The sequence below is a fragment of the Roseomonas sp. CAU 1739 genome (assembly GCF_039839775.1).
Taxonomy (GTDB): Bacteria; Pseudomonadota; Alphaproteobacteria; order Acetobacterales; family Acetobacteraceae; genus Neoroseomonas.
Map to the genome: position 1 here is coordinate 84,533 of NZ_JBDOQQ010000005.1, position 20,856 is coordinate 105,388.

Here is a 20,856-nt window from a genome sequence, read left to right on the forward strand (position 1 = left end):
AATTTGTCTGCGGATGAAATTTCGCTCAATATGGGGATGCGAAGCAAAAAAAGGAATGCCGTATGCCTTCACGTCGTCGTTGCCTCGGCATCGCCCTGGCCATGCCGCTTCTCCTGTCATCCGTCTCGGTCGGGCAGGCGCAAGTGCAACTTGCCCAGAGCTGTGATTCCAGCATCCAATTCGCGAACAATTCCGGCCGCACCGTGAATGAGCTGTATTACAATCCCACGGGAAACAGCAATTGGGGGCCGGATCGCCTGGGTTCCAATGTATTGCGGCCTGGGCAGACTTCGAACGTCCGCTTGCAATACGCCCGTCCCTACGATTTTCGCATGGTCTGGGACAACGGCCAGTCATCGGAACTGCGCAACGTGAATATCTGCGTGGTCAGCCGCATCGTCGCAACCAACCAGGGCCTGCGCGCGCAATAGAGTGTGATGCGTTCGACGTCGTTCACGTATCACGCTGCAGCCTGTCGTCTGATTGCGTGATTCAGACCTTCGGTGCGTTCGCACCGTCGGTCACAACGCATTGGGGCGCGATGCGTTCAGTGTCGTTCACGCATCACACTCCAACCTTTTGTCTGATCGCGTGATTCAGACCTTCGGTGCATTCGCACCGCCGGTCATCGCGCGATGGCGCACCGGGCGGCGCCGGGGCATACCGGAAGCCAGTGCGGGAGGGCACCGCGCATCGACGCGGGACCCACGCACCGGAACCGGGGAAACACCAATGATACCGAACCGCCGCAGCGTCCTCAGGCAAAGCTGCGCCCTGGGCGCATCGATGCTGGCATCGCCCTGGGCGCGGGCCGCCGAGGCGGAGTATCCGAACCGCCCCGTCACCGTCGTCATCCCCTTCGCCGCCGGCGGCAATGGCGACATCGTCCTGCGCGCGATCTCGACGCCGCTGGCACAGCGGACGGGCCAGCCCCTCGTCATCGACAATCGCCCCGGCGCCGGCGGGCTGATCGGGTCAGCGCAGGTCGCGCGAGCGCGGCCCGATGGCTACACGCTGCTGCTGACCTCCAACGCGCAGGCGACCAGCCAATCCCTCGTTGCCGCGGCGCCGGTGGACATGGCCGATGATTTCCTGGCGATCTCGCAGCTCGCCACCGGCTCGGCGATCCTGCTGGTGGGCGCGAACAGCCCGCTGCGCAGCGTCGCCGACCTGGTCGCGGCGGCGCGGGCGGCGCCCGACACGCTGAAATACGCATCGAGCGGCATCGGTTCGACGCCGCACCTCGCCATGGCGATGATGGCGCGAATGGCGGGGATCGAGCTGGTCCACATTCCCTATCGCGGCGTTCCCCAGGCGGTGACCGACCTGCTGGCGGGGCGGGTGGACTTGGCCTTCGTCAATTCGTCCAGCGCGCTCACCTATGTCGACAACGGGCAGATGCACCCGCTCGGCGTCTCCAGCGCCCGCCGCTCCCCACTGACCCGCAACCTGCCGGCGATCGCGGAAAGCGTGCCGGGCTTCGAGGTGCTGAATTGGCAGGGCCTGGTGGCGCCACGCGGCACGCCGCGGCCGGTCATTGACCAGATGAACGCAGCGCTGAAGGTCGCCCTGGACGATGAGCGCACGATGCAGGAGTTCGCCAAGCTGGGCGGCACGCCAAGCTGGTCCACGCCGGAAGACCTTGCGGCCATGACCCGCGCCGAGATCGACCGCTGGCGGGCGGTGATCCGCGAAGCCAACATCACCGCGCAGTGACGCGGCCGCGGGCGGGCCCACCGGCGCAGCGCGGCGTGTGACGCCGCGCTGCCCTGGACGGGCCCTTGGTCCGCACTCCTCCGCGACCGCGCAGGCGCGCGATCACGCGAGGCCCTCCCCCCCCGGCCCGGCATCGAACCGCATGGCGCGGCGACCCGTTTGCGAAATCGGTGCAGTCCGGCTTGTCTTAATGCCAGGCGCATCGGTGGGGGCGTGGCATGGCGGAGCACGGCGTCGAAGGCAGCATTCCCACGGCCCGGCTCGACGCGCTGACCGATGGCGTCATCGCCATCGCGATCACGCTTCTCGTCCTCGAACTGCGCGTGCCGGAGGGGATCGGGCACCTGGATGGCGATGCGCTGTTCGGCCTGCTGGCCGACATGCGGCACCAATTCGCCGGCTATGTGGTCAGCTTCGTCGTTGTCGGCACCCTGTGGCTGCGCCATGTGCAGATACTGCGCGGGTCACAGCCGGCCGATGGCACGACGGTGTGGATGACGCTGGGCTTCCTCGGCGCGGTGGCGATGGTGCCGTTCACCACGGCGCTGCTGTCACGCAACCATGGGGTGGCGGCCACCGCCGTCTATGGGGCGTCCATGGCGGTCGCATCGTTGCTGCTCAGCCTGATGGCGCGGCGCCGGCGGCCCCGGTCCCGAGAACCCGGCCTGCTGGTCCAGTTCGCCATCCCGGCGCTGTTCGTCGCCTCGATCGGCCTCGCCTTCTGGAACCCGATGGCCGCGCGCCTGTCCTGGCTGCTGATCCTGCCGATTTCCCTGTTCGCGACCGGGAACCCGCGCCGCCCCGATTCCGCTTGATCCTCTGGCCTGGCCAGATTATAGGATTAATATCAAGTCGCCGGACCCTGCTTGCCGCGAACCCTGACGATGCGCAGGGCCTCGACCAGCACGTCGCGGGTGATCCCTTCCTTGCCGAACATGCTGGTGGCCTGGTCCACCGTGGCGACCAGGGCCGGGCGCAGCATCAACGTGCCCTTGTCGATCCAGCATTCCATGTGGCGCGGGTCGCCGAGCGCCTTGCGCACCGACCGCCGCAGCGTCAGTTGCCCCTGCGGCGAGATCTTCAGGATGTGACGCGAGTCCATGAGGAGCCCTTTTCCGCAGTGCGCGAATAAAGGCATAAATTCCTAAAGTTGTAAAGTGCTTTAAGTCCTGGCGGTCCAGGCGGCCATTGTCCTGGCAGGGTATCGGTATGGGCGACGCCCCCTCGATCCGGCTGTGACGGTGTCCGGTAAGCCGCGATCAGGCTTTCCCGGATGGCAGCCGGATCATTCGCCCATCCACCGCAAACCGCCCCCATCCCTTGTGGTGGATTGTCTTCGCTGCACGCCGCTGCGGGTCGATCCAGGCATGGACGACCTCGAGCACGAACATGCAGTAGGCATTGACCATCCGCGTATCGATCACGCGGCATTCCAGGTTGGCGAAGCAGGCCGGCAGCAGCGGGGCAGCGATATGGCGGGCCGGCTTCGTGGCGATGCCGAGGGTCGCGAACTTGTCGACATCCGCGCCCGAGCAATTGCCGATCGCCACCACCGTCTGCGCGAAGTCCACTGGCGGGATCGCGATCACGCATTCCTTCGTGCGGCGCAGGGCCTTGAAGGAGTGGTTGCGGTTGCTGACGATGCAGGCGATCTGCGGCGGGGTGAATTCCACCATCATGTGCCAGGACATGGCCATGACGTTGGGCGTGCCGCGATGGCTGGTTGCGAGCAGAACCACCGGTCCCGGTTCAATCAGCTGGTAGGCCTTGTCGAGGGCGAGCGTCCGCATGGCGCGCCGTCCGGATGGAGAGACCCGCGACGTCGCCGGCGATCGGCGTTGCGCGCGGCTCTCGCAGCGTAGCATGCCACATCCGTGACAGGATCGGCGTGCCCTTCGGACAGGTGCGCGGGAATGCGGGCCGCCAGCGACGGCCCGGCGTTCAGCGCGCCTTGCGCAGCAGGGTGTCGAGGCTCAGCGGGCCTGGCCCGGCGAAGACCAGGTAAAGCGTCGCGAAGCAGTAGGCGGTGATGAGGTTCCCGCCATTGGCAATCGGGAAGAAGCTGCGCGGAAAATGCGAGGTGAAGTAGCCGACTGCCATCTCCCCCGCCACGATGAACGCGGCGTAGCGCGTGAACAGGCCGGCGGCGATCAGCGCGCCGCCGACCAGTTCGATCACCCCGGCCATGCCGACCATCGTCATCAGCTGGATATTGGCGAAGGCCGGGTTGGCGGCCGGGAAGCCGAACCACTTCTGCAGGCCGTGCTGCAGGATGAGCAGCCCGAACATGATGCGGAAGATGCTCAGCATGATCGGCTGGAACGGTGCCAGCCTGTCGGAAATGGCCATGTGTCCCGCCTGTGTCGTCGGCCAAGCGCCGCGTTGTTGCGAAGGGTGCCGGACGGCCAGCGGCCTCCGGCACCGGATGGACCGGAGGGGTGGGTGCCCCTCCGGCAATGCTTACAGGCTGCCGAACAGCGCCGTTGTGTCGCTCATGCGGTTCGAGAAGCCCCACTCATTATCGTACCAGGACATCACGCGGACCAGCCCGCCATCGACCACCTGGGTCTGCGTCGCGTCGAAGGTGGACGACATCGGGTTGTGGTTGAAGTCGATGCTGACCAGCGGCGCCGTGTTGTAGCCGAGGATGCCCTTGAGCGGCCCGCTCTCCGACGCCGCCTTCATCACCGCGTTGATCGCTTCCTTGGTCAGCCCCTCGGTCTTTGCCGGCACGAAGTCGAGCGAGACGAGCGAGACGTTCGGCGTCGGGATGCGGATGGCGGTGCCGTCCAGCTTGCCCTTCAGCTCCGGCATCACCAGGCCCACGGCCTTGGCGGCACCCGTGCTGGTCGGGATGGCGGAGACGGCCGCCGCGCGGGCGCGGTGCAGGTCCTTGTGCAGCGTATCGACGGTGTTCTGGTCGCCGGTATAGGCGTGGATCGTCACCATGTAGCCGCGCACGATGCCGAAATTGTCGTGCAGCACCTTCGCCACCGGGGCGAGGCAGTTGGTGGTGCAGGACGCGTTGGAGATGACGGTCATCTCCTTGGTCAGCGTCTTCTCGTTCACGCCATAGACGATGGTGGCGTCGGCGTTGTCGCCGGGTGCGGAGATGACGACCTTGCGCGCGCCGGCGGTCAGCAGCGCCGAAGCCTTTTCCTTCGACGTGAAGATGCCGGTGCATTCCATCGCGACGTCGATGCCGGCGAGCGGAAGCTTGGACGGATCACGCTCGGCGGTGATCTTGATGGGGCCCCAGCTCTTGCCGCCATTCTTGATGGTGATGGTGTCGCCCTCGACGATCACCTCGCCGGGGAAGCGGCCATGCACGCTGTCATAGCGGAACAGATGGGCGTTCGCCTCGACCGAGCCGAGGTCGTTGATGGTGACGAATTCCAGGTCCTGGCGGCCCGCCTCGCAGGCAGCGCGCAGCACCAGGCGACCGATGCGCCCGAACCCGTTGATGGCAACCTTCACGGCCATGGTCTTCGTATCCTTCCCGTCAGGAACACAGTGGATCAGGCGAGGCGCTTCTTCACCGCCGCCGTGACGGCATCAGACGTGATGCCGAAATGCTTGAACAATTCCTCGGCCGGGGCCGAGGCGCCGAAGCCGGTCATGCCGATGAAGATGCCATCGGCACCGAGCCAGCGTTCCCAGCCGAAGCCGATCGCCGCCTCGATGCCGACGCGCAGCGCGCTGCCCAGCACCTGCTCGCGATACCCGGCATCCTGGGCGGCGAAGATTTCCCAGCAGGGCAGGGAGACGACGGCGGTGGGGATGCCCTCGGTCTCCAGCGCCTCCCGCGCGGCGATCGCCAGGTGCACCTCCGACCCCGTCGCGATCAGCGTGGCCTTCCGCGCCGCGGAGGCTTCCGCCAGCACGTAGCCGCCGCGGGCGCAGCGATTCTCGCCGGTGTCGGTGCGCAGCGCCGGCAGGTTTTGCCGCGACAGCGCCAGCAGGGAGGGACCATCGGTGCGCTTCACCGACAATTCCCAGCATTCGGCCGTTTCCATCGCATCCGCGGGGCGGAAGACGGAGACGTTCGGCATGGCGCGGAAGGACGCCAGGTGCTCGACCGGCTGGTGCGTCGGCCCGTCCTCGCCCAGGCCGATGCTGTCATGCGTCAGCACATGAATGACGCGAATGCCCATCAGCGCCGCGAGGCGCACCGCCGGCCGCATGTAGTCGGAGAAGATCAGGAAGCCGCCCGAATACGGGATGATGCCGCCATGCAGCGCCATGCCGTTCATGGCGGCGGCCATGCCGTGCTCGCGCACGCCCCAATGGACGAAGCGACCGGTGAAGTTCCCCGGCGCGATGGCCGGGATGCCCTTCACATTGGTGTTGTTCGACCCGGTGAGGTCGGCGGAACCGCCGACCATTTCCGGCACGGACGGCACCAGCGCTTCCAGGGCGCGCTGCGACGAAACGCGCGTCGCGAGCTTCGGCTTCTCCTCCGCGTGCTTCACGCGCAGGGCCGCCAGCGCCTCGTGCCAGGATTCCGGCAGCTTGCCGGACATGGCGCGGTCGAATTCCGCCTGCTGCGGATGCTTGGCCAGGCGCTTCAGCCAGGACCGCCGGGTGCCGGCGCCGCGGCGGCCGGCGGCCTCCCAGGCCGACTTGATGTCCTCGGGCACGGTGAAGGGCGGCGCGGTCCAGCCCAGCGCTTCCTTCGCGGCGGCCGCTTCCGTCCCGCCCAGCGGCGACCCGTGCGACCCGGCGGTGCCGGCCTTGGTCGGCGCGCCGAAGCCGATGATGGTGCGGCAGGCGATCAGCGTCGGCTTGCGGTTGCGCGTGGCCCAGGCCATCGCGCTGGCCAGTTCTTCCGCGTTGTGGCCATCGACGCGGCGGACCGCCCAGCCATAGGCCTGGAAGCGCTTCAGCGTGTCGTCGGTGAAGGACAGCGCCGTGTCGCCATCGATCGAGATGTGGTTGTCGTCCCACAGCACGCAGAGCTTCGACAGGCCGTAATGCCCGGCGAGCGAGGCGGCCTCATGGCTCACCCCTTCCTGCAGGTCGCCGTCGGACGCGATGACCCAGGTGCGGTGATCGACCAGCGAGGCGCCGAAGCGCGCCGCCAGCATGCGTTCCGCGAGAGCCATGCCCACGGATGTCGCGATGCCCTGGCCGAGCGGGCCGGTTGTGGTCTCGATTCCCGGGTTCTCGCCATATTCGGGGTGGCCGGCCGCGGGCGAATGCAGCTGGCGGAACCGCTTCAGCTCATCCACCCCCATGCCGGCATACCCTGCCAGGTGCAGCAGCGAATACAGCAGCATCGACCCATGGCCGGCCGACAGCACGAAGCGGTCGCGATCGGCCCAGCGCGGATCGGCCGCGTCGTATTTCAGGAACTTCGTGAACAGCACTGTCGCCACATCGGCCATGCCCATCGGCATGCCGGGGTGGCCGGACTTCGCCGCCTCCACCGCATCGATGGCAAGCGCACGGATGGCATCGGCAAGGCGCCGCGTCTCCGCGACCGGGCGGGCAAGGATCTCAGCCTGGACGGCGAGCGCCGGGTTGAGGGAGGCGTCGGGCGTGGGGGCTATGCTGGCCAAGTGGACACCTGCGGCTGCAACGGGGGCCCGGCCGCTATAGAGGCGGGGTCGCCTGGGGGCAACCGGGCGCGGCGGGGGGCGGTCATGCGCGCCGCACGCCCTCCCCACCCGCGGCATCGGGGTCGAGCAGCACAACACCCGCGGCCTCGATCGCCTGGCGGATCGCAGCGAGCGTCGCGCGGTGCAGCACATGGCGGCTGCATTCAAAGCCGCGCACCGTACCCGGGCTAACGGCGGCGCGCCGGGCCAGCTCGCCTTGCGTCCAGTCCAGCAGCGCGCGGGCGGCGCGGCATTGCGGCGGGGTCAGCGACATGGCGGTCAGATGGGTGTGTTGGTGTTGAACGTCAATATTGATGAATTTCGTTGAAATGCGACCCTGCCTTGCCCAACTGCATGCCTCACATCTCATCACAGCACGAGGAGGGCCAATGGCCGACCATGGGACCCCACTGATCACGACGATCGTGGTCGGCCTTGCGCTGGCCTTCACCTTCGGCCTGGCGGCGCAGCGGCTGCGCATCTCGCCGCTGGTGGGCTACCTGCTGGCGGGCGTGGCGGTCGGCCCCTTCACGCCGGGCTTCATTGCCGATGCATCGCTGGCCGGCGAACTCGCCGAGATCGGCATCATCCTGCTGATGTTCGCCGTCGGGCTGCATTTTTCCTGGCGCGACCTGGTATCGGTGGGCGCCATCGCGATCCCCGGCGCGGTCGTGCAGATCGCCGTCGCCACGCTGCTCGGCTTCGGTCTCGCCTGGATGCTGGGCTGGTCGGTGGTGGCGGGCGTGGTGTTCGGCCTGGCGCTGTCCGTCGCTTCCACCGTCGTCCTGGTCCGCGCGCTGCAGGAACGCCGGCTGATGGACAGCGAACGCGGCCGCATCGCGGTGGGCTGGCTGGTGGTCGAGGACCTGGCCATGGTGCTCGCCCTGGTGCTGCTGCCGGCGCTGGCGGGGTCGTCATTCGCGGGCCAGTTCGCGGCGGGGGACCTTGCGCTGACGCTGGGGCTCACCTTCGGCAAGGTCGCCGTTTTCGGCGCGGCGATGCTGATCATCGGCCGGCGGGCCATCCCGTGGCTGCTGCACTACGTCGCGCATACCGGGTCGCGGGAACTGTTCCGCCTCGCGGTCTATGTGATCGCGCTGGGTGTCGCCTTCGGCGCGGCGAAGCTGTTCGGCGTGTCCTTCGCGCTCGGCGCCTTCTTCGCCGGCATGGTGCTGTCGGAAAGCAAGCTGTCCCAGCGCGCGGCCGAGGAAGCCATGCCGCTGCGCGATGCCTTCGCGGTGCTGTTCTTCGTCTCGGTCGGCATGCTGTTCGACCCGACCGTGTTGCTGCGCGACCCGATTGGCGTCGTGGCGACGGTGCTGATCATCGTGGTGGGCAAGTCGGTCGCGGCCTATGGAATCGTGCGGCTGTTCGGGCATGGCCACGGCACGGCGCTGACCATCGCGGCGTCGCTCGCGCAGATTGGCGAATTCTCGTTCATCCTGGCTGGGCTCGGCGTGTCGCTCGCCGTGCTGCCGGCGGAAGGGCGCGACCTGGTGCTGGCCGGCGCGATCCTGTCCATCCTGGTCAATCCGCTACTGTTCCTCGCGGTCGAGCGCCGCCTGCCCGCCGCCATGCGGTCCCCGGTGCCGCCGCCACCCACCGCCGCCGTCGCGGTCGAGGCAGGCCATGAGGTGGTGGTCGGCTATGGCCGCGTCGGCGGCCTGGTGGGCAAGCGGCTGGCCGCGGCCGGCCGCAGCGTGGTGGTGATCGAGGCCGGCGAGGAAGCCGTCGCGGCAGCCCGGCGCGACGGGGCCCGCGTCATCACCGGCAACGCCGCCGACCCCGAAGTGCTGGCCGAGGCGGACATCGCCAATGCCCGTCGCGTCTTCGTCGCCATCCCCGAAGCCTTCGAGGCGGGTCAGGTGGTCGAGCAGGCGCGCGCGGCGAAGGCCGGCGTCGAGATCCTCGCCCGGGCGGATTCGGATGAGGCGATGGAACACCTCACCAGGCTGGGCGCGACCCTGACGGTGATGGGCGAACGGGAGATCGCGCACCGGATGCTCGAACGTGCGCTTGGGCGCCCCGGCGCGCGGCCCGCAAGCGGGCATTGAACCGCAGCGGCCTGGTCGGTGAAGGTTGAGGGGGCGGGCTTCGCCGCGCCGGCGGCCTCAGTCCGGCTCGCCTTCGACCGGATGTCCGCCGCAGGCGCGCATGAAGACCAGCACGTCATGCGCGGCCTGCTTCACTTCCTCCGGGTCGGTGCCTTTCGCGACCACCGCGACCCCGCCGCCACCAGGGCGGTAGTAGGGATAGGAACCGATATCGATCGCCGGGTAGCGGTGCTGGATCTCGGCCAGGCCCTCGGCGATGCGCCCTTCCATCAGGCCGTTGGCGTGCACCGCGGCGGAAACGATGGGCGGGCCGCCCTTCAGCGTGGGGGCCAGGGCCTCGAACATCGCCTGCATGATGCGCGGCACGCCGGCCATGACGTGGACATTGCCCATGGTGAAGCCGGGCGCGATGGAGATGATGTTGTCGATCAGCTCCGCCCCGCGCGGCATGGTGGCCATGCGCTGCCGGGCCGCGTTGAAATCCCCGGGTGGGGTCAGCCGCGCGTAGTGGGATTCGAGGCGCCGCCAGGCTTCGGGGTGCGGTTCCCACGGCACGCCGAAGGCGCCGGCGACGCATTCGCTGGTGATGTCGTCATGCGTCGGGCCGATGCCGCCGGTGGTGAAGACATGGTCGTATTTGGCGCGGACCTCGTTGACGGTGCCGATGATGGTGGCCGGCACGTCGGGGATGACGCGCACCTCGCGCAGCGGGATGCCGATCTCGCCGAGCCTGGTGGCAATGAACTGCAGGTTGGCATCCTTGGTGCGGCCCGACAGCACCTCATTGCCGATGATGAGCAGGCAGGCGGTCGGGTTGGGCATGGCGGGCTCCTTCGGGTCCGGTCAGGATAGGCGGGACCCGGCGGGAGACCAATGGCGGGTAGGCGCCCCTGCCCGGTGGCCAGGCGGACACACGGGTCGAGGCTCGGCCTCGATCCACGAGCGCGAAGCGCGACTGCGCCTAACCCGCCCATGGCAACCGGGGCGCCTGTGCATAGCGCGAAGGCAAGCCGGCTGGCGCCCGCCGTTTGACGGACGCAGGAAACGCCTCCCCGGTCCCGCGGGCCACGGGCCCGTGGGTTCAGGGCGAGAACACCGTGAACACGTAGGTCGCCGCCAGAACCAGGTGGACGATGCCACACAGCAGGTTGGTCCGCCCCGTGCCATAGGTGATGATCGCTACCGCGAAGGACAGCGCCAGCAGCGTCGTCTGGCCGGCGGAAATGCCCAGCGCGAGTGGCTGCCCGATCATGAAGGAGACGACGGCGACCGCCGGCACGGTCAGCCCGATGCAGGCGACGGCGCTGCCGAGGGCGAGGTTGATGCTCGATTGCAGGCGGTTGCGCGCGGCGGCACGGATGGCCGCGGCACTTTCAGGCATCAGCACGATGGCGGCGACGATCACGCCCACCACCGTCATCGGCGCGCCGACAGCGGCGACCCCTTCCTCCAGCGCCGGCGCCAGGGCCTTGGCCAGCAGCACCACCGAGGTCAGCGCCACCACCAGCAGCCCCGCCGACGCGGCGGCGATCCGCCCGGCCGGGACGGCATGGGTTGCCGCCGCCCCGTCGCCGACCGGCAGGAAGTAGTCGCGGTGCCAGTTGGTCTGGATGAACAGAAAGGCGCCATAGAGCGCGAGGCATGCGAGCGAGACAAAGACCAGTTGCCCGGCCGACAGATACGGCCCTGGGGTGGACAGCACGTGGTTCGGCAGCACCAGCACCAGCGTCGCCATCGGGATCAACACGGCGAGGAAGGAATTGGCGCCATCCACGCGGAATTCGGAATCCCGGTGGCGCCAGGCGCCGACCACGATGCAGGCTCCGGCCAGGCCGTGCAGCACCAGCATGACCGCCGCATGCACGGAATCGCGCATCAGCCCCGGATTGGGGTCGCCACCGAGCATCAGGGAGATGATCAGCCCGGCCTCGATCACCGTGACGGCGAGGGCGAGGATCAGCGTGCCATAGGGTTCGCCCACCCGCAGCGCGATGACCTCCGCATGGTGGACGGCGGCCAGCACGTTGCCGAGCAGCACCACGCCGAGCAGGGCGGCGGCAAGGCCAAGCCCGGCCTTGCCCACCGCCAGCCAGGCCAGCACGCCCAGCACGGGCAGGATGATGGTGTGGAGCGGAATGCGGTCTGTCGGTGCGCCGGCCATGATCCTGCCTAAAGCAGATCCCGCCTGATGGGAACCATGCGGGCGGGTGAAGATGCTTGGTCGAACAATGAGTTATGACGCTCGCCCTGCCGTTGCCGCCGGGGATTGGCACGGCAAGCGGCATCGCACCCGGGCCAGGTGGGGCGGCCGCGCGCGATACGATGAACCGGCGACCGGATCAGCCGACGGGCTGGCCTGTGTCACGGCAGCATTCCGTCGCGCAGCCTGGCGCCGGTCGCCGGGGCCGGGCATCCATCCTGGCACGGCGAAGGCGACGCCGCTCCGCCACGGATCGGACCGGCCTTGCGCCGGCGGCCCCTCAGCCTGCCCGGCCGCCGTTGCGCCGCCGCGGGCGGTCCTGCGCGGGGGTGTCGCGCATCAGGCCGTGGCTGGCCATCCAGGCGTCGATGCGGCGCGCCACATCGTCGCTGTTGGTGTCCATCATGATCATGTGGCTGTTGCCGCGCACGCCTTCGGCCGGCATGTCGATGGTGTCGGCCACGCCCCCCGCATCGCGGATCTGGCCCTGCCAGCGGTCGATGTTGCGCCGGACATTCTGCCAGAAGGGCGTCGCGTCCAGATGGTCGCCCCAGACCACCAGGTGCGGGATGCCCCGCAACCGCGCGGCATCCGCGCTGGCCGGCGGCGCGCCCGATGGTTCGACGGCAATGACCGCCTTGATCTTGTCCGGCGCGTTCAGCGCGGCGTTGAAGCCGAAATTGCCGCCCTGGCTGTGCACCAGCATCACGCAGGGGCAGATGCGCTGCACCAGCGCGTCATAGGCGGCCTGGACCTGGCGGTCGGTGGTCGCCCAGCGTGGCACGGCCTGCATCATGAACTGGTTCCACGACGCCAGCGGGAAACGGCTGTCGGCGAAGGCGCGGCGCTGCGCGGGGTCGCTGTTCCAGCCATCCTGCATGCCGATGCGGAACAGCCCCCACCCCTCGCCCATGGTTCGGAAGACCGGCTCGCCGGCCAGGATCTCGGGCGAGCGCGCCCAGCCGGCGCGGCCGCGCTCCATCGCGTCGGTCACGATCACGTCATGCCCGGCGCGCAGGAAGAACATCTGCCAGCCCGGCCGGCCGTCCGGCGTCGTCTCATAGGTCACGCCGGTCAGCCCGCCGCCATGGGCGAGGATGATCGGGTAGCGTGCGCGCGGATTCTGCAGCCGCACCGCCTGCGCATACATCTGTTCGACCTGGAACTGGCCGTTCGGATCGATGCGCAGCGGCGGCGCGCCGGGGCTGAAGACGACCTCGCGTTCCGGCAGGCCGGACAATTCCGCGATCCGCCCGCCGACATGGAAGGAGGAGATCTCGCGGATGCGCAGCGGCGGACCGTCGGTCCGAGGGCCCCGCACTTCCGCCTGGCGCCCCGGCCCCGGCCCTGGTGGCGACTGCGCCATCGCCCCGGGACCCGCCAGCAGCGCGCCGAGTGACGCCATCGCTATCCGCTTCATCGTTTCCCCTCCTGCCTGATCCGCGCCTGGTGCAGTTGCGAAGCTGTCGCGGCGGCCGGCATCGGCTAGCCTCCCCCGCATGGACACGCCCGATCAAGCCCTCGCGACTGATCCGCTGAACCGGGATGGCCTGTGGTCCATGCCCCCAGGACCGCCGCATGAGGAACAGCACTTCTCCCAGACCCAGCTGGTTCGCGACGCGGTTGCCGGTGCCGCCGGCGGGCTGGTTCTGCCCTTCGCGCTGGCAGCCGGGCTGGCGGGCGTTCTCGGGTCCAATCCGCCGATCGTCGCCGCCGGCCTTGCCGTCGCTGCCGCCGGCAGCATCGCCACGGCCCTGGGCGGCTATCTCGCCGCCCGCGGCGAGGCCGACCACTACGCCGCCGAGCGCCGGCGCGAGGAGGAGGAGACGGTCGACTACGCCGACCGTGAGCGCTGGGAAGTCGCGGCGATCCTGCATCGCTACGGCGTGCGCGGGAATGCGCTGCGCCTCGCGGTCGATTCCATCTGCGCCGATACGCGCCGTTGGGTCGATTTCATGATGCGCTTCGAACTCGACCTGAAGGAGCCCGAGCCGCAGCGCGCGGCTCGCTCGGCCGCGATGACCGGCATCGCCCATGCCGCCGGCGGCATCGTGGCGCTCGTGCCCTACATGGCGATGGACGGCGTGCGGGATGCGTTGGGGGTGTCCTGCGCGGTGGCGGCCATCGCGCTGGCCGGCCTGGGCTGGATGAAGGCGCGCGGTGCCGGCCTGCCGCCGTTGCGCGGCGCCATCCAGACGGTGGGGACCGGCTTCGCCGCCGCGGCGCTGGCCGCCCTGGTCGTGCAGGCGGCCGGCGGCTGACGCCCACGGCGGCACCGCCGGAGGTGCCGCCCTGGCACGCCATCCCAGTCGAGGCGGCGTTTGACGCGCTGGGTTCCGGCCGCTCCGGGCTTTCCGGAGCCGAGGCCGCCGAGCGGCTCGCCCGCCACGGGCCGAATACGCTGCCCGAACCGCCACGCCCGGGCCTCGTCGCACGCTTCCTGCACCAGTTCGACGACCCGCTGATCCGCGTCCTGCTGTTCGCTGCCTTGCTGACCGCGGGCCTGGGCGAATGGGCGGACACCTTGGTGATCCTCGCCGTCGTGTTGATCAATGCCGGGGTGGGCCTGCTGCAGGAAGGCCGGGCCGAGCGCGCCCTGGAGGCGATCGGCGGCCTGCTCGCGCCGCATGCGGCGGTGCTGCGCGATGGCGCGCGGCGGCGGCTGCCGGCGAGCGAACTGGTGCCGGGCGATGTCGTGCTGCTCGAAGCCGGGGACCGCGTGCCGGCGGATCTGAGGCTGGTCTCGGCCGCCGCGCTGCGGATCGAGGAAGCCGCGCTGACCGGCGAATCCGTCCCTGCCGAGAAGGCGACCGACGCCGGCGCCGCCGCGGCGCCACTCGCCGAGCGGGCCGGCATGGCGTTCCTCGGCACGCTGGTGGTCGCGGGGCAGGCGCAAGGCCTGGTGGTGGCGACCGGGCCGGCGACCGAGATCGGCCGGCTTGGCGCCATGCTGGCCGGGCTCGGCACGGCCGAAACGCCGCTGCTACGGCAGATGCACCGCCTGGCGCGGCTGCTGACGGCCATCGTTCTGGGGCTCGCCGCGGTGGTCTTCGCGGTGGCTGTGCTGCTGCACGGCATGGCCTTGGCCGAGGCCGTGCTGGTGGTGGTCAGCCTTGCCGTCTCCGCCATCCCGGAGGGGCTGCCGGCGGTGCTGTCGGTGACGCTGGCGCTCGGCGTGCGGCGCATGGCCGCCCGCCGCGCGATCATTCGCCGCCTGCCGGCGGTCGAGACGCTGGGCGCGGTCGGCGTCATCTGCACCGACAAGACCGGCACGCTGACGATGAACGAGATGGCGGTGCGCCACGCCGCCTGGCCGGGCGGGGCGGGCAGCGTGGCCGGGCAGGGTTATGCGCCGCTCGGCGCGGTGGTGGTGACGGGTGAGCCGCCGCCGCCGCGCCTGATCGATGTGGCGGTGCTGTGCAACGACGCGGCGCTGCGCGAAGGGCCGCGCGGCTGGGCGGTGGAGGGCGACCCGATGGAGGGCGCGCTGCTCGCCTTCGCCGCGCGCGCGGGGGCGGATGACGATGCGTTGGAGGCGATGCAGCCGCGCCGCGCCACACTGCCCTTCGATGCCGCGCATCGGCTGATGGCGACGCTGCACGACACCGGTGCTGGTGCCCTGCTGGCGGTGAAGGGTGCGCCGGAGGCGGTGCTGCCACGCTGCGTGGCGCAGGCCGATGGTGTGCCTTTCGACGTCGCGGACTGGATGGCGCGCGCCGAGGCCATGGCCGCGCGTGGCGAACGCGTGCTGGCACTGGCGATGCGGGAGGATGCGGCGGCGCCGGACCGGATCGCCCTGCCAGAGGCGCTGGTGTTCCTCGGCCTGCTTGGCCTGGCCGACCCGCCGCGGCCGGAGGCGCGAGCGGCGGTCGCTGAATGCCGCGCCGCCGGCATCCGCATCGTGATGATCACCGGCGACCATGCGGCGACCGGGGTGGCGATCGCCGCCGAGCTTGGCATCGCCGCCGCACCGCAGGCGCTGACCGGCGCGGCGGTCGATGCGCTGGATGACGCCGGTCTCGCGGGGGCCGTGGCGCGCACCGACGTCTTCGCGCGCGTCAGCCCGGAACAGAAGCTGCGCCTGGTCGAAGCCTTGCAGCGCGACGGCACGGTGGTCGCGATGACCGGGGACGGGGTCAACGACGCGCCGGCGCTCAAGCGTGCCGATATCGGCATCGCCATGGGGCTGCGCGGCACCGAGGCGGCCCGGCAGGCGGCGCAGATGGTGCTGGCCGACGACGATTTCGCCTCGATCGCCGCGGCGGTGCGGGAGGGGCGCACGGTCTACGACAACCTGCGCAAGGTCATCGTGTGGAACCTGCCGACCGATGGCGGGGAGGCCCTGGTGATCGCCTTCGCCGTGCTGTTCGGCCTCGCCCTGCCGATGACGCCGTTGCAGGTGCTGTGGATCAACACCATCACGGCGACCGCGCTGGGCCTGGCGCTGGCCTTCGAACCGACCGAGCCGGGGATAATGCGCGAGGCGCCGCGCGACCCGCGCACGCCGCTGCTCTCGGGCTTCCTGCTGTGGCGCTTCACGCTTGTCTCGGCGCTGATCGCGGCGGCGTCGTTCGGCGTCCATGGCTGGGTGCTGGCCGGTGGCGGCGGCGAGGCGGCGGCGCGCACCGCCGTGGTGAACGCCATCGTGGCGCTGGAGATCGCCTATCTGCTTGTCGTCCGGCGCGGTCGCGGCGGGTTGTTCGGCGGCGCCCCGCCGCCCTTCGCGCTGTGGCTGGGGATTGGCGTGACGGTGGCCGGGCAGGCATTGCTGACTTATGCGCCACCCCTGCAGGCGGTGTTCGGTACGGTGGCGATCGGGACCGCCGAATGGGGCGCGGTGCTGGTCGTCGCGCTGGTCTTCCTGGTCGTGCTGGAAGCCGAGAAGGCCTTGCGCTGGGCCGGTGATGCGTCTGCCGCGACTGCGAAGCGGCCGATTGACGCGGCCTGTGCCAAAGGCGCAGCAGATGCCGGCGGTTCGCCGCGCCAGGGAGGAAAAGCAATGTACGCCATGATCCGCAGCTACACCGCGACCGGATCGGTCGAGGAGATCGTTCGCCGCGTCGAGGCATCGGTCCTGCCCATGCTGAAGACGCATCCGGGCTTCCGGAACTACTGGGCGGGGCGCAGCGAGGGCGGGGTCTTCTCGATCAGCCTGTTCGACAGCCAGGCCCAGGCCGAGGCCGCGCATGAGGCAGTGCGCGGCATCGTCGCGGCAAACCTGACGGAGTTGCTGCCCCAGCCGCCGGTGATCACGCGCGGGGAAGTGCTGGTGACGGCATAGCGCGGCGCGCGCTCGGCGGCGCTCAGGCAGGTGGCTCCGACCAGGTCCTTGCGCGAGCACCTTCGCGCGTCTGGCGAAGCCAGATCAGGCGCGGTCCGCTCCAGCGGCGCGGTCGCGGCGCAGCGCGGTCGTGGCGGCGTCGTCCGGCGTGCCGTCGGCGCGCAGGACGACGCGCCAGAGCGCCTCCGCCTGCGCCGGCGTGTAGGTACCGCGGCGCACATCCCGCGCGACCAGCGCCGGATCGCGTGCCAGCGGATCGCCATAGCCGCCGCCACCGGGCGTCATCACCTCCACCCGGTCGCCGGGCGACAGCGCGATACCCTGGTCCTTCGACAGGTGCAGCGGGATCGTCGTCTGGCCGCCGCGATGGATGCGCACCGCATTGGGCGCGCCATCGCCGCCGCCGAGCACGCCTGGCGGGCCGAAACGGCCATGGTCCATCACGAAGGAGGCGCGCGCCTCGCCGCGCAGCAATTCCACCTCATAATGCACGCCGAAGCCGCCGCGATGCAGCCCGGCGCCGCCCGAGCCCTCCCGCAGCGCGAAGCGGGTGAACAGGATCGGGTAGTATTGCTCCATCACCTCGACCGGCGCGGTCTTGCTGATGCCGATGGTCGAGCAGCCATTGGACAGCCCGTCCTCCCGCACATTGCCGCCATAGCCGCCGCCGGTGATCTGGTACATGACATATCCCGCGCCGCGCGCCGGATCTGTGCCACCCAGGGCGAAGTTGCCAGATGTGCCGGCGGGCGCGGCGGTGACTTCTTCGGGCAGCGCCTGCACCAGGCACAGGAACACGGCTTCGGCGATGCGCTGGCTGACCTCCGCCGCGCAGCCGGAGACCGGGCGCGGGTAGCGCGCATCGAGGAAGGTGCCCTCCGGCCGGATGATGTTCAGCGGTGCGAAGGTTCCGGCATTGATCGGCACATCTGGGAAGATGTGCTTCACGCCGAGGCACACCGCCGAATAGGTCGTCGCCCAGACCGAATTCATCGGCCCAGCGCAGGGCTGCGACGATCCGGTGAAGTCGAAGGTCAGCGTATCGCCAACCCGCGTCACGGCGAGGGCGATGCGCAGCGGTTCATTCACCACGCCATCGGAATCGACGAAGGCCTCGGCGCGCCAGGTGGCTTCGGGCATGCGGCGGATTTCGGCGCGCATGCGCTCGGCGGCGCGCTCGCGGATCAGCGCGATGGCCTGGGTCAGCGTGGCGGCGCCGTAGCGGGCGACGATCTCGGCGAGGCGCTTCTCGCCCACCAGCAGTGCCGCCGCCTGCGCCTTGATGTCGCCGATGCGCTGGTCCGCGACGCGGATGTTGGACTGGATGATGGACAGGATCTCGCGATCCATCTCGCCGCGCTTGAACAACTTCACTGGCGGCAGGCGCAGACCCTCCTGCTCGACCTCGGTGGCATGCGCGCTGAAGCCGCCGGGGACCATGCCGCCGGTGTCGGGCCAATGGCCGGTGTTCTGGAGCCAGCAGAACAGCGCGCCATCGACGAAGAACGGCCGGGCGAAGCGCACATCCATCAGATGCGTGCCACCCAGATAGGGGTCGTTGACGATGTAGATGTCGCCTGGTTCCGGCGGCGCGACTGCGCCCTCGTTGATCAGGCGGATGATGTGGCCCGCGGAATGCTGCATGGCGCCGACGAAGACCGGCAGCCCGCCCTCGCCCTGGGCGATCAGCGCGCCGTCATCTGCGGCGTAGATGCCATCGGATCGGTCGTCCGCCTCCGCGATCACCGGGGAGAAGGCGGAGCGCGAGAAGGCCAGGTCCATCTCGTTGCAGACCTGGGTCAGGCCGGCCTGGATGACGGCGAGGGTGAGGGCATCCATCAGGCAGCAAGGTCGGGGGAGAGAACTCCCCCGATCCCCCTCCTTTTTTTGTCGATTGGCGCCGGCCCCCCGCCGTCAGTCTCCAACAACCAGAAAACGGAGGGGGATTCGGGGGAGGTGTTCCTCCCCCGTCTTTCTTCCTTCATGCCCGCACCCTCAGATTGCCGAGCGAGTCCACCATCGCTTCGCATCCCGGTTCCAGGATGATCGTCGCATCCGCCTGCTGCAGCACCGCCGGCCCGGCGATGCGCGCCCCTTTGGCCAGCGCCTCCCGCCGCCAGACGGACGCCTCGTGCCAGGCGCCATCGGCATATACGCGCCGCGCGCCCAACAGTGCCTCGCCCGCCGGCCCGGCCGCCAGTGCCCGCAGATCGAACGCGTGGCGCCGGCCGACGACGCTGGTGGAAAGGTTCACCAGCACCGCGCGGATCTCCGGCAGCCGCACCTGGAAGCGCGCGAAATAGGCGGCCTCGAACGCCGCCTGCACCTCGGCGCGCGACGGCGTGGCGGAGGCGAGCGCGACCCGGATCAGATGCGTCTGGCCGCGGAACTGCATCTCGGCGGCACGCTGCACCTCGATGCGCTCGACCTCGGCGCCACCTTCCGCGACGCCGGCACGGCCGCGCGATTCCTGCGCGGCCAAGACCTCGGCGATCTCGGCTTCCGCGATGTCGTCCAGGCCGCGGTTCAGCGTGTTCACCACATCCTGGCGAAGGTCCGCGACCAGACAGCCCAGCGCATTCGTCAGGCCGGGACGGAACGGAACGAAGATTTCGGGGATGCCGATCTCCCGCGCCAGGGCGACCGCGTGCAGCGGCCCTGCGCCACCGAAGGCGAACAGCACGAAGTCGCGCGGATCATGCCCGCGCGACAACGAGACCATGCGGATCGCGCCCGCCATCAACACGTTGGCGAGACGGATCACCGCCTCGGCCGCCCGTTCCGGCGTCATGCCGAGCGGATCACCGATCTCGCGCGCGAAGGCCTCGCGCACCGCCTCGACCGAAACGCGCCGCCCGGTCGCCAGCAGCGCATCCGGATCGAGCCGGCCGAGCAGCAGGTTCGCATCCGTGACGGTGGGCCGCACGCCGCCGCGCCCGTAGCAGATCGGCCCGGGCGTGGAGCCCGCGCTTTCCGGCCCGACACGCAGCATGCCGCCGCGATCGATCCAGGCGATCGACCCGCCGCCGGCGCCGACCGTGCGCACATCGACCATCGGCAGATGGATCGGCAGGCCATAGGCGATGGACAGTTCTGCCGAAACTTCCGGCACGCCGCCGGCGATCAATGCGACATCGGTGGAGGTGCCGCCCATGTCGCAGGTGATGGCATTGCGCACACCGGATTGCGTGAGCGTCGCGGCCGCCGCCATGACGCCGGATGCCGGTCCGGACATCACCGTCTTCGCCGCTTCTGCGGCGACGGCGCGCGCGGGCACGGTGCCGCCATTGCCGTTCATCACCAACAGGTCGCGTGCATGACCAGCATCCGCAAGGCGATCCTGCAAATGGCGGATGTAGCGGTCGAGCACCGGCTGCACCGCCGCGTTCACCGACGCGGTCGTGCCGCGTTCGTATTCGCGGAATTCCGACAACAGCGCATGGCCGAGCGTGACGTAGCCATTCGGCCAGATCGCGCGGGCGATCTCGCCGGCGCGGATTTCGTGCGCGGGGTTGGCATAAGCGTGCAGGAAGTGGATGACCAGCGCCTCGCAGCCTTCGGCGAGCAGCGCGCGGATTTCGCGTTCCACCGCGGCTTCGTCCAGCGGCGTGACGATGGCACCGCGCGCATCCATCCGTTCCGCCACTTCGCGCCGCCATTCGCGCGGGATCAGCGGTTCGAAGCTGCCGGTCATGCCATAGGCGCGCGGGCGCGTGCGGCGGCCAAGTTCCAGCACGTCGCGGAACCCCGCGGTGGTGACCAGCCCGACCTTCGCCAATTTGCGTTCCAGAACCGCATTCGTCGTCGCGGTGGTGCCGTGCACGATCAGGTCGAGCGCTGCGGGCGTCGTGCCGGCGGCCGCGATCGCGGCGAGCACCCCGCCCGCCTGGTTGTCGCTGGTGGTCGGCACCTTGGCGATGCGGATGGATCCGTCCGCATCCTGCATCACCAGGTCTGTGAAGGTGCCGCCCACATCGATGCCGGCGATGCGTCGTGCCATGCGCG

17 protein-coding genes are annotated in these 20,856 nt (G+C 69.9%); 6 read left to right on the forward strand and 11 right to left on the reverse strand.

The annotated features are described in order from the left end of the window. Window positions 1-62 precede the first annotated feature (62 nt). The 3 genes from AAFN86_RS10575 (at window position 63) to AAFN86_RS10585 (ending at window position 2,531) form a co-directional block, all read left to right on the forward strand. The gene (locus AAFN86_RS10575) at window positions 63-431 is read left to right on the forward strand and encodes a hypothetical protein (protein WP_347543276.1); all 369 of its coding nucleotides are present in this window, start codon (window positions 63-65) and stop codon (window positions 429-431) included. Between the two features lie 355 nt (window positions 432-786). Continuing rightward, window positions 787-1,716 (forward strand): tripartite tricarboxylate transporter substrate-binding protein, encoded by a 930-nt coding sequence (locus AAFN86_RS10580; protein WP_347543277.1) that lies wholly within the window; start codon window positions 787-789, stop codon window positions 1,714-1,716. Between the two features lie 218 nt (window positions 1,717-1,934). Continuing rightward, on the forward strand, window positions 1,935-2,531 hold the full coding sequence (locus AAFN86_RS10585) for a TMEM175 family protein (RefSeq protein WP_347543278.1): 597 nt from the start codon (window positions 1,935-1,937) through the stop codon (window positions 2,529-2,531). Between the two features lie 32 nt (window positions 2,532-2,563). Here the strand turns inward: AAFN86_RS10585 and AAFN86_RS10590 are convergent, their stop codons facing one another. From AAFN86_RS10590 to AAFN86_RS10615, 6 genes are all read right to left on the reverse strand, one after another. Next, the gene (locus tag AAFN86_RS10590) at window positions 2,564-2,818 is read right to left on the reverse strand and encodes a hypothetical protein (RefSeq protein ID WP_347543279.1); all 255 of its coding nucleotides are present in this window, start codon (window positions 2,816-2,818) and stop codon (window positions 2,564-2,566) included. Window positions 2,819-2,975: 157 nt separating this feature from the next. After that, window positions 2,976-3,506 (reverse strand): flavin reductase family protein, encoded by a 531-nt coding sequence (locus tag AAFN86_RS10595; protein ID WP_347543280.1) that lies wholly within the window; start codon window positions 3,504-3,506, stop codon window positions 2,976-2,978. A gap of 151 nt (window positions 3,507-3,657) precedes the next feature. After that, window positions 3,658-4,065, reverse strand: a complete 408-nt coding sequence (locus tag AAFN86_RS10600; protein ID WP_347543281.1) for a DoxX family protein — start codon at window positions 4,063-4,065, stop codon at window positions 3,658-3,660. A gap of 111 nt (window positions 4,066-4,176) precedes the next feature. Then, window positions 4,177-5,199, reverse strand: coding sequence for a type I glyceraldehyde-3-phosphate dehydrogenase (gene gap / locus AAFN86_RS10605; RefSeq protein WP_188965694.1), 1,023 nt, complete (start codon window positions 5,197-5,199; stop codon window positions 4,177-4,179). A gap of 35 nt (window positions 5,200-5,234) precedes the next feature. After that, the gene (gene tkt / locus AAFN86_RS10610; protein WP_347543484.1) at window positions 5,235-7,268 is read right to left on the reverse strand and encodes a transketolase; all 2,034 of its coding nucleotides are present in this window, start codon (window positions 7,266-7,268) and stop codon (window positions 5,235-5,237) included. A gap of 91 nt (window positions 7,269-7,359) precedes the next feature. Then, a complete protein-coding gene (locus AAFN86_RS10615) occupies window positions 7,360-7,590 on the reverse strand; it encodes a helix-turn-helix transcriptional regulator (protein WP_347543282.1) in 231 nt (76 codons plus the stop codon). Between the two features lie 115 nt (window positions 7,591-7,705). Between AAFN86_RS10615 and ybaL the strand changes: the two genes are divergently transcribed. Beyond that, complete coding sequence (gene ybaL, locus AAFN86_RS10620; protein WP_347543283.1) at window positions 7,706-9,370, forward strand: YbaL family putative K(+) efflux transporter; 1,665 nt, start codon at window positions 7,706-7,708, stop codon at window positions 9,368-9,370. A gap of 57 nt (window positions 9,371-9,427) precedes the next feature. Here ybaL and AAFN86_RS10625 read toward each other — a convergent pair whose 3' ends face one another. The 3 genes from AAFN86_RS10625 to AAFN86_RS10635 form a co-directional block, all read right to left on the reverse strand. Then, entirely contained in the window at window positions 9,428-10,192 is a 765-nt protein-coding gene (locus tag AAFN86_RS10625; RefSeq protein WP_347543284.1) for a molybdopterin-binding protein, read from the reverse strand. A gap of 259 nt (window positions 10,193-10,451) precedes the next feature. Continuing rightward, window positions 10,452-11,531, reverse strand: coding sequence for a hypothetical protein (locus tag AAFN86_RS10630; RefSeq protein ID WP_347543285.1), 1,080 nt, complete (start codon window positions 11,529-11,531; stop codon window positions 10,452-10,454). 319 nt (window positions 11,532-11,850) lie between these two features. Then, entirely contained in the window at window positions 11,851-12,990 is a 1,140-nt protein-coding gene (locus tag AAFN86_RS10635) for an esterase (RefSeq protein ID WP_347543286.1), read from the reverse strand. Between the two features lie 139 nt (window positions 12,991-13,129). Here AAFN86_RS10635 and AAFN86_RS10640 point away from each other — a divergent pair, with 139 nt between their 5' ends. Beyond that, a complete protein-coding gene (locus tag AAFN86_RS10640) occupies window positions 13,130-13,831 on the forward strand; it encodes a VIT1/CCC1 transporter family protein (protein ID WP_347543287.1) in 702 nt (233 codons plus the stop codon). 23 nt (window positions 13,832-13,854) lie between these two features. Next, complete coding sequence (locus tag AAFN86_RS10645) at window positions 13,855-16,851, forward strand: HAD-IC family P-type ATPase (RefSeq protein ID WP_347543288.1); 2,997 nt, start codon at window positions 13,855-13,857, stop codon at window positions 16,849-16,851. An 84-nt stretch (window positions 16,852-16,935) separates the two neighbouring features. Here AAFN86_RS10645 and AAFN86_RS10650 read toward each other — a convergent pair whose 3' ends face one another. After that, window positions 16,936-18,690: a hydantoinase B/oxoprolinase family protein gene (locus tag AAFN86_RS10650; protein WP_347543289.1), complete on the reverse strand. Its 1,755-nt coding sequence runs from the start codon at window positions 18,688-18,690 to the stop codon at window positions 16,936-16,938. A 142-nt stretch (window positions 18,691-18,832) separates the two neighbouring features. Continuing rightward, entirely contained in the window at window positions 18,833-20,851 is a 2,019-nt protein-coding gene (locus AAFN86_RS10655; RefSeq protein WP_347543290.1) for a hydantoinase/oxoprolinase family protein, read from the reverse strand. Window positions 20,852-20,856: the final 5 nt, after the last annotated feature.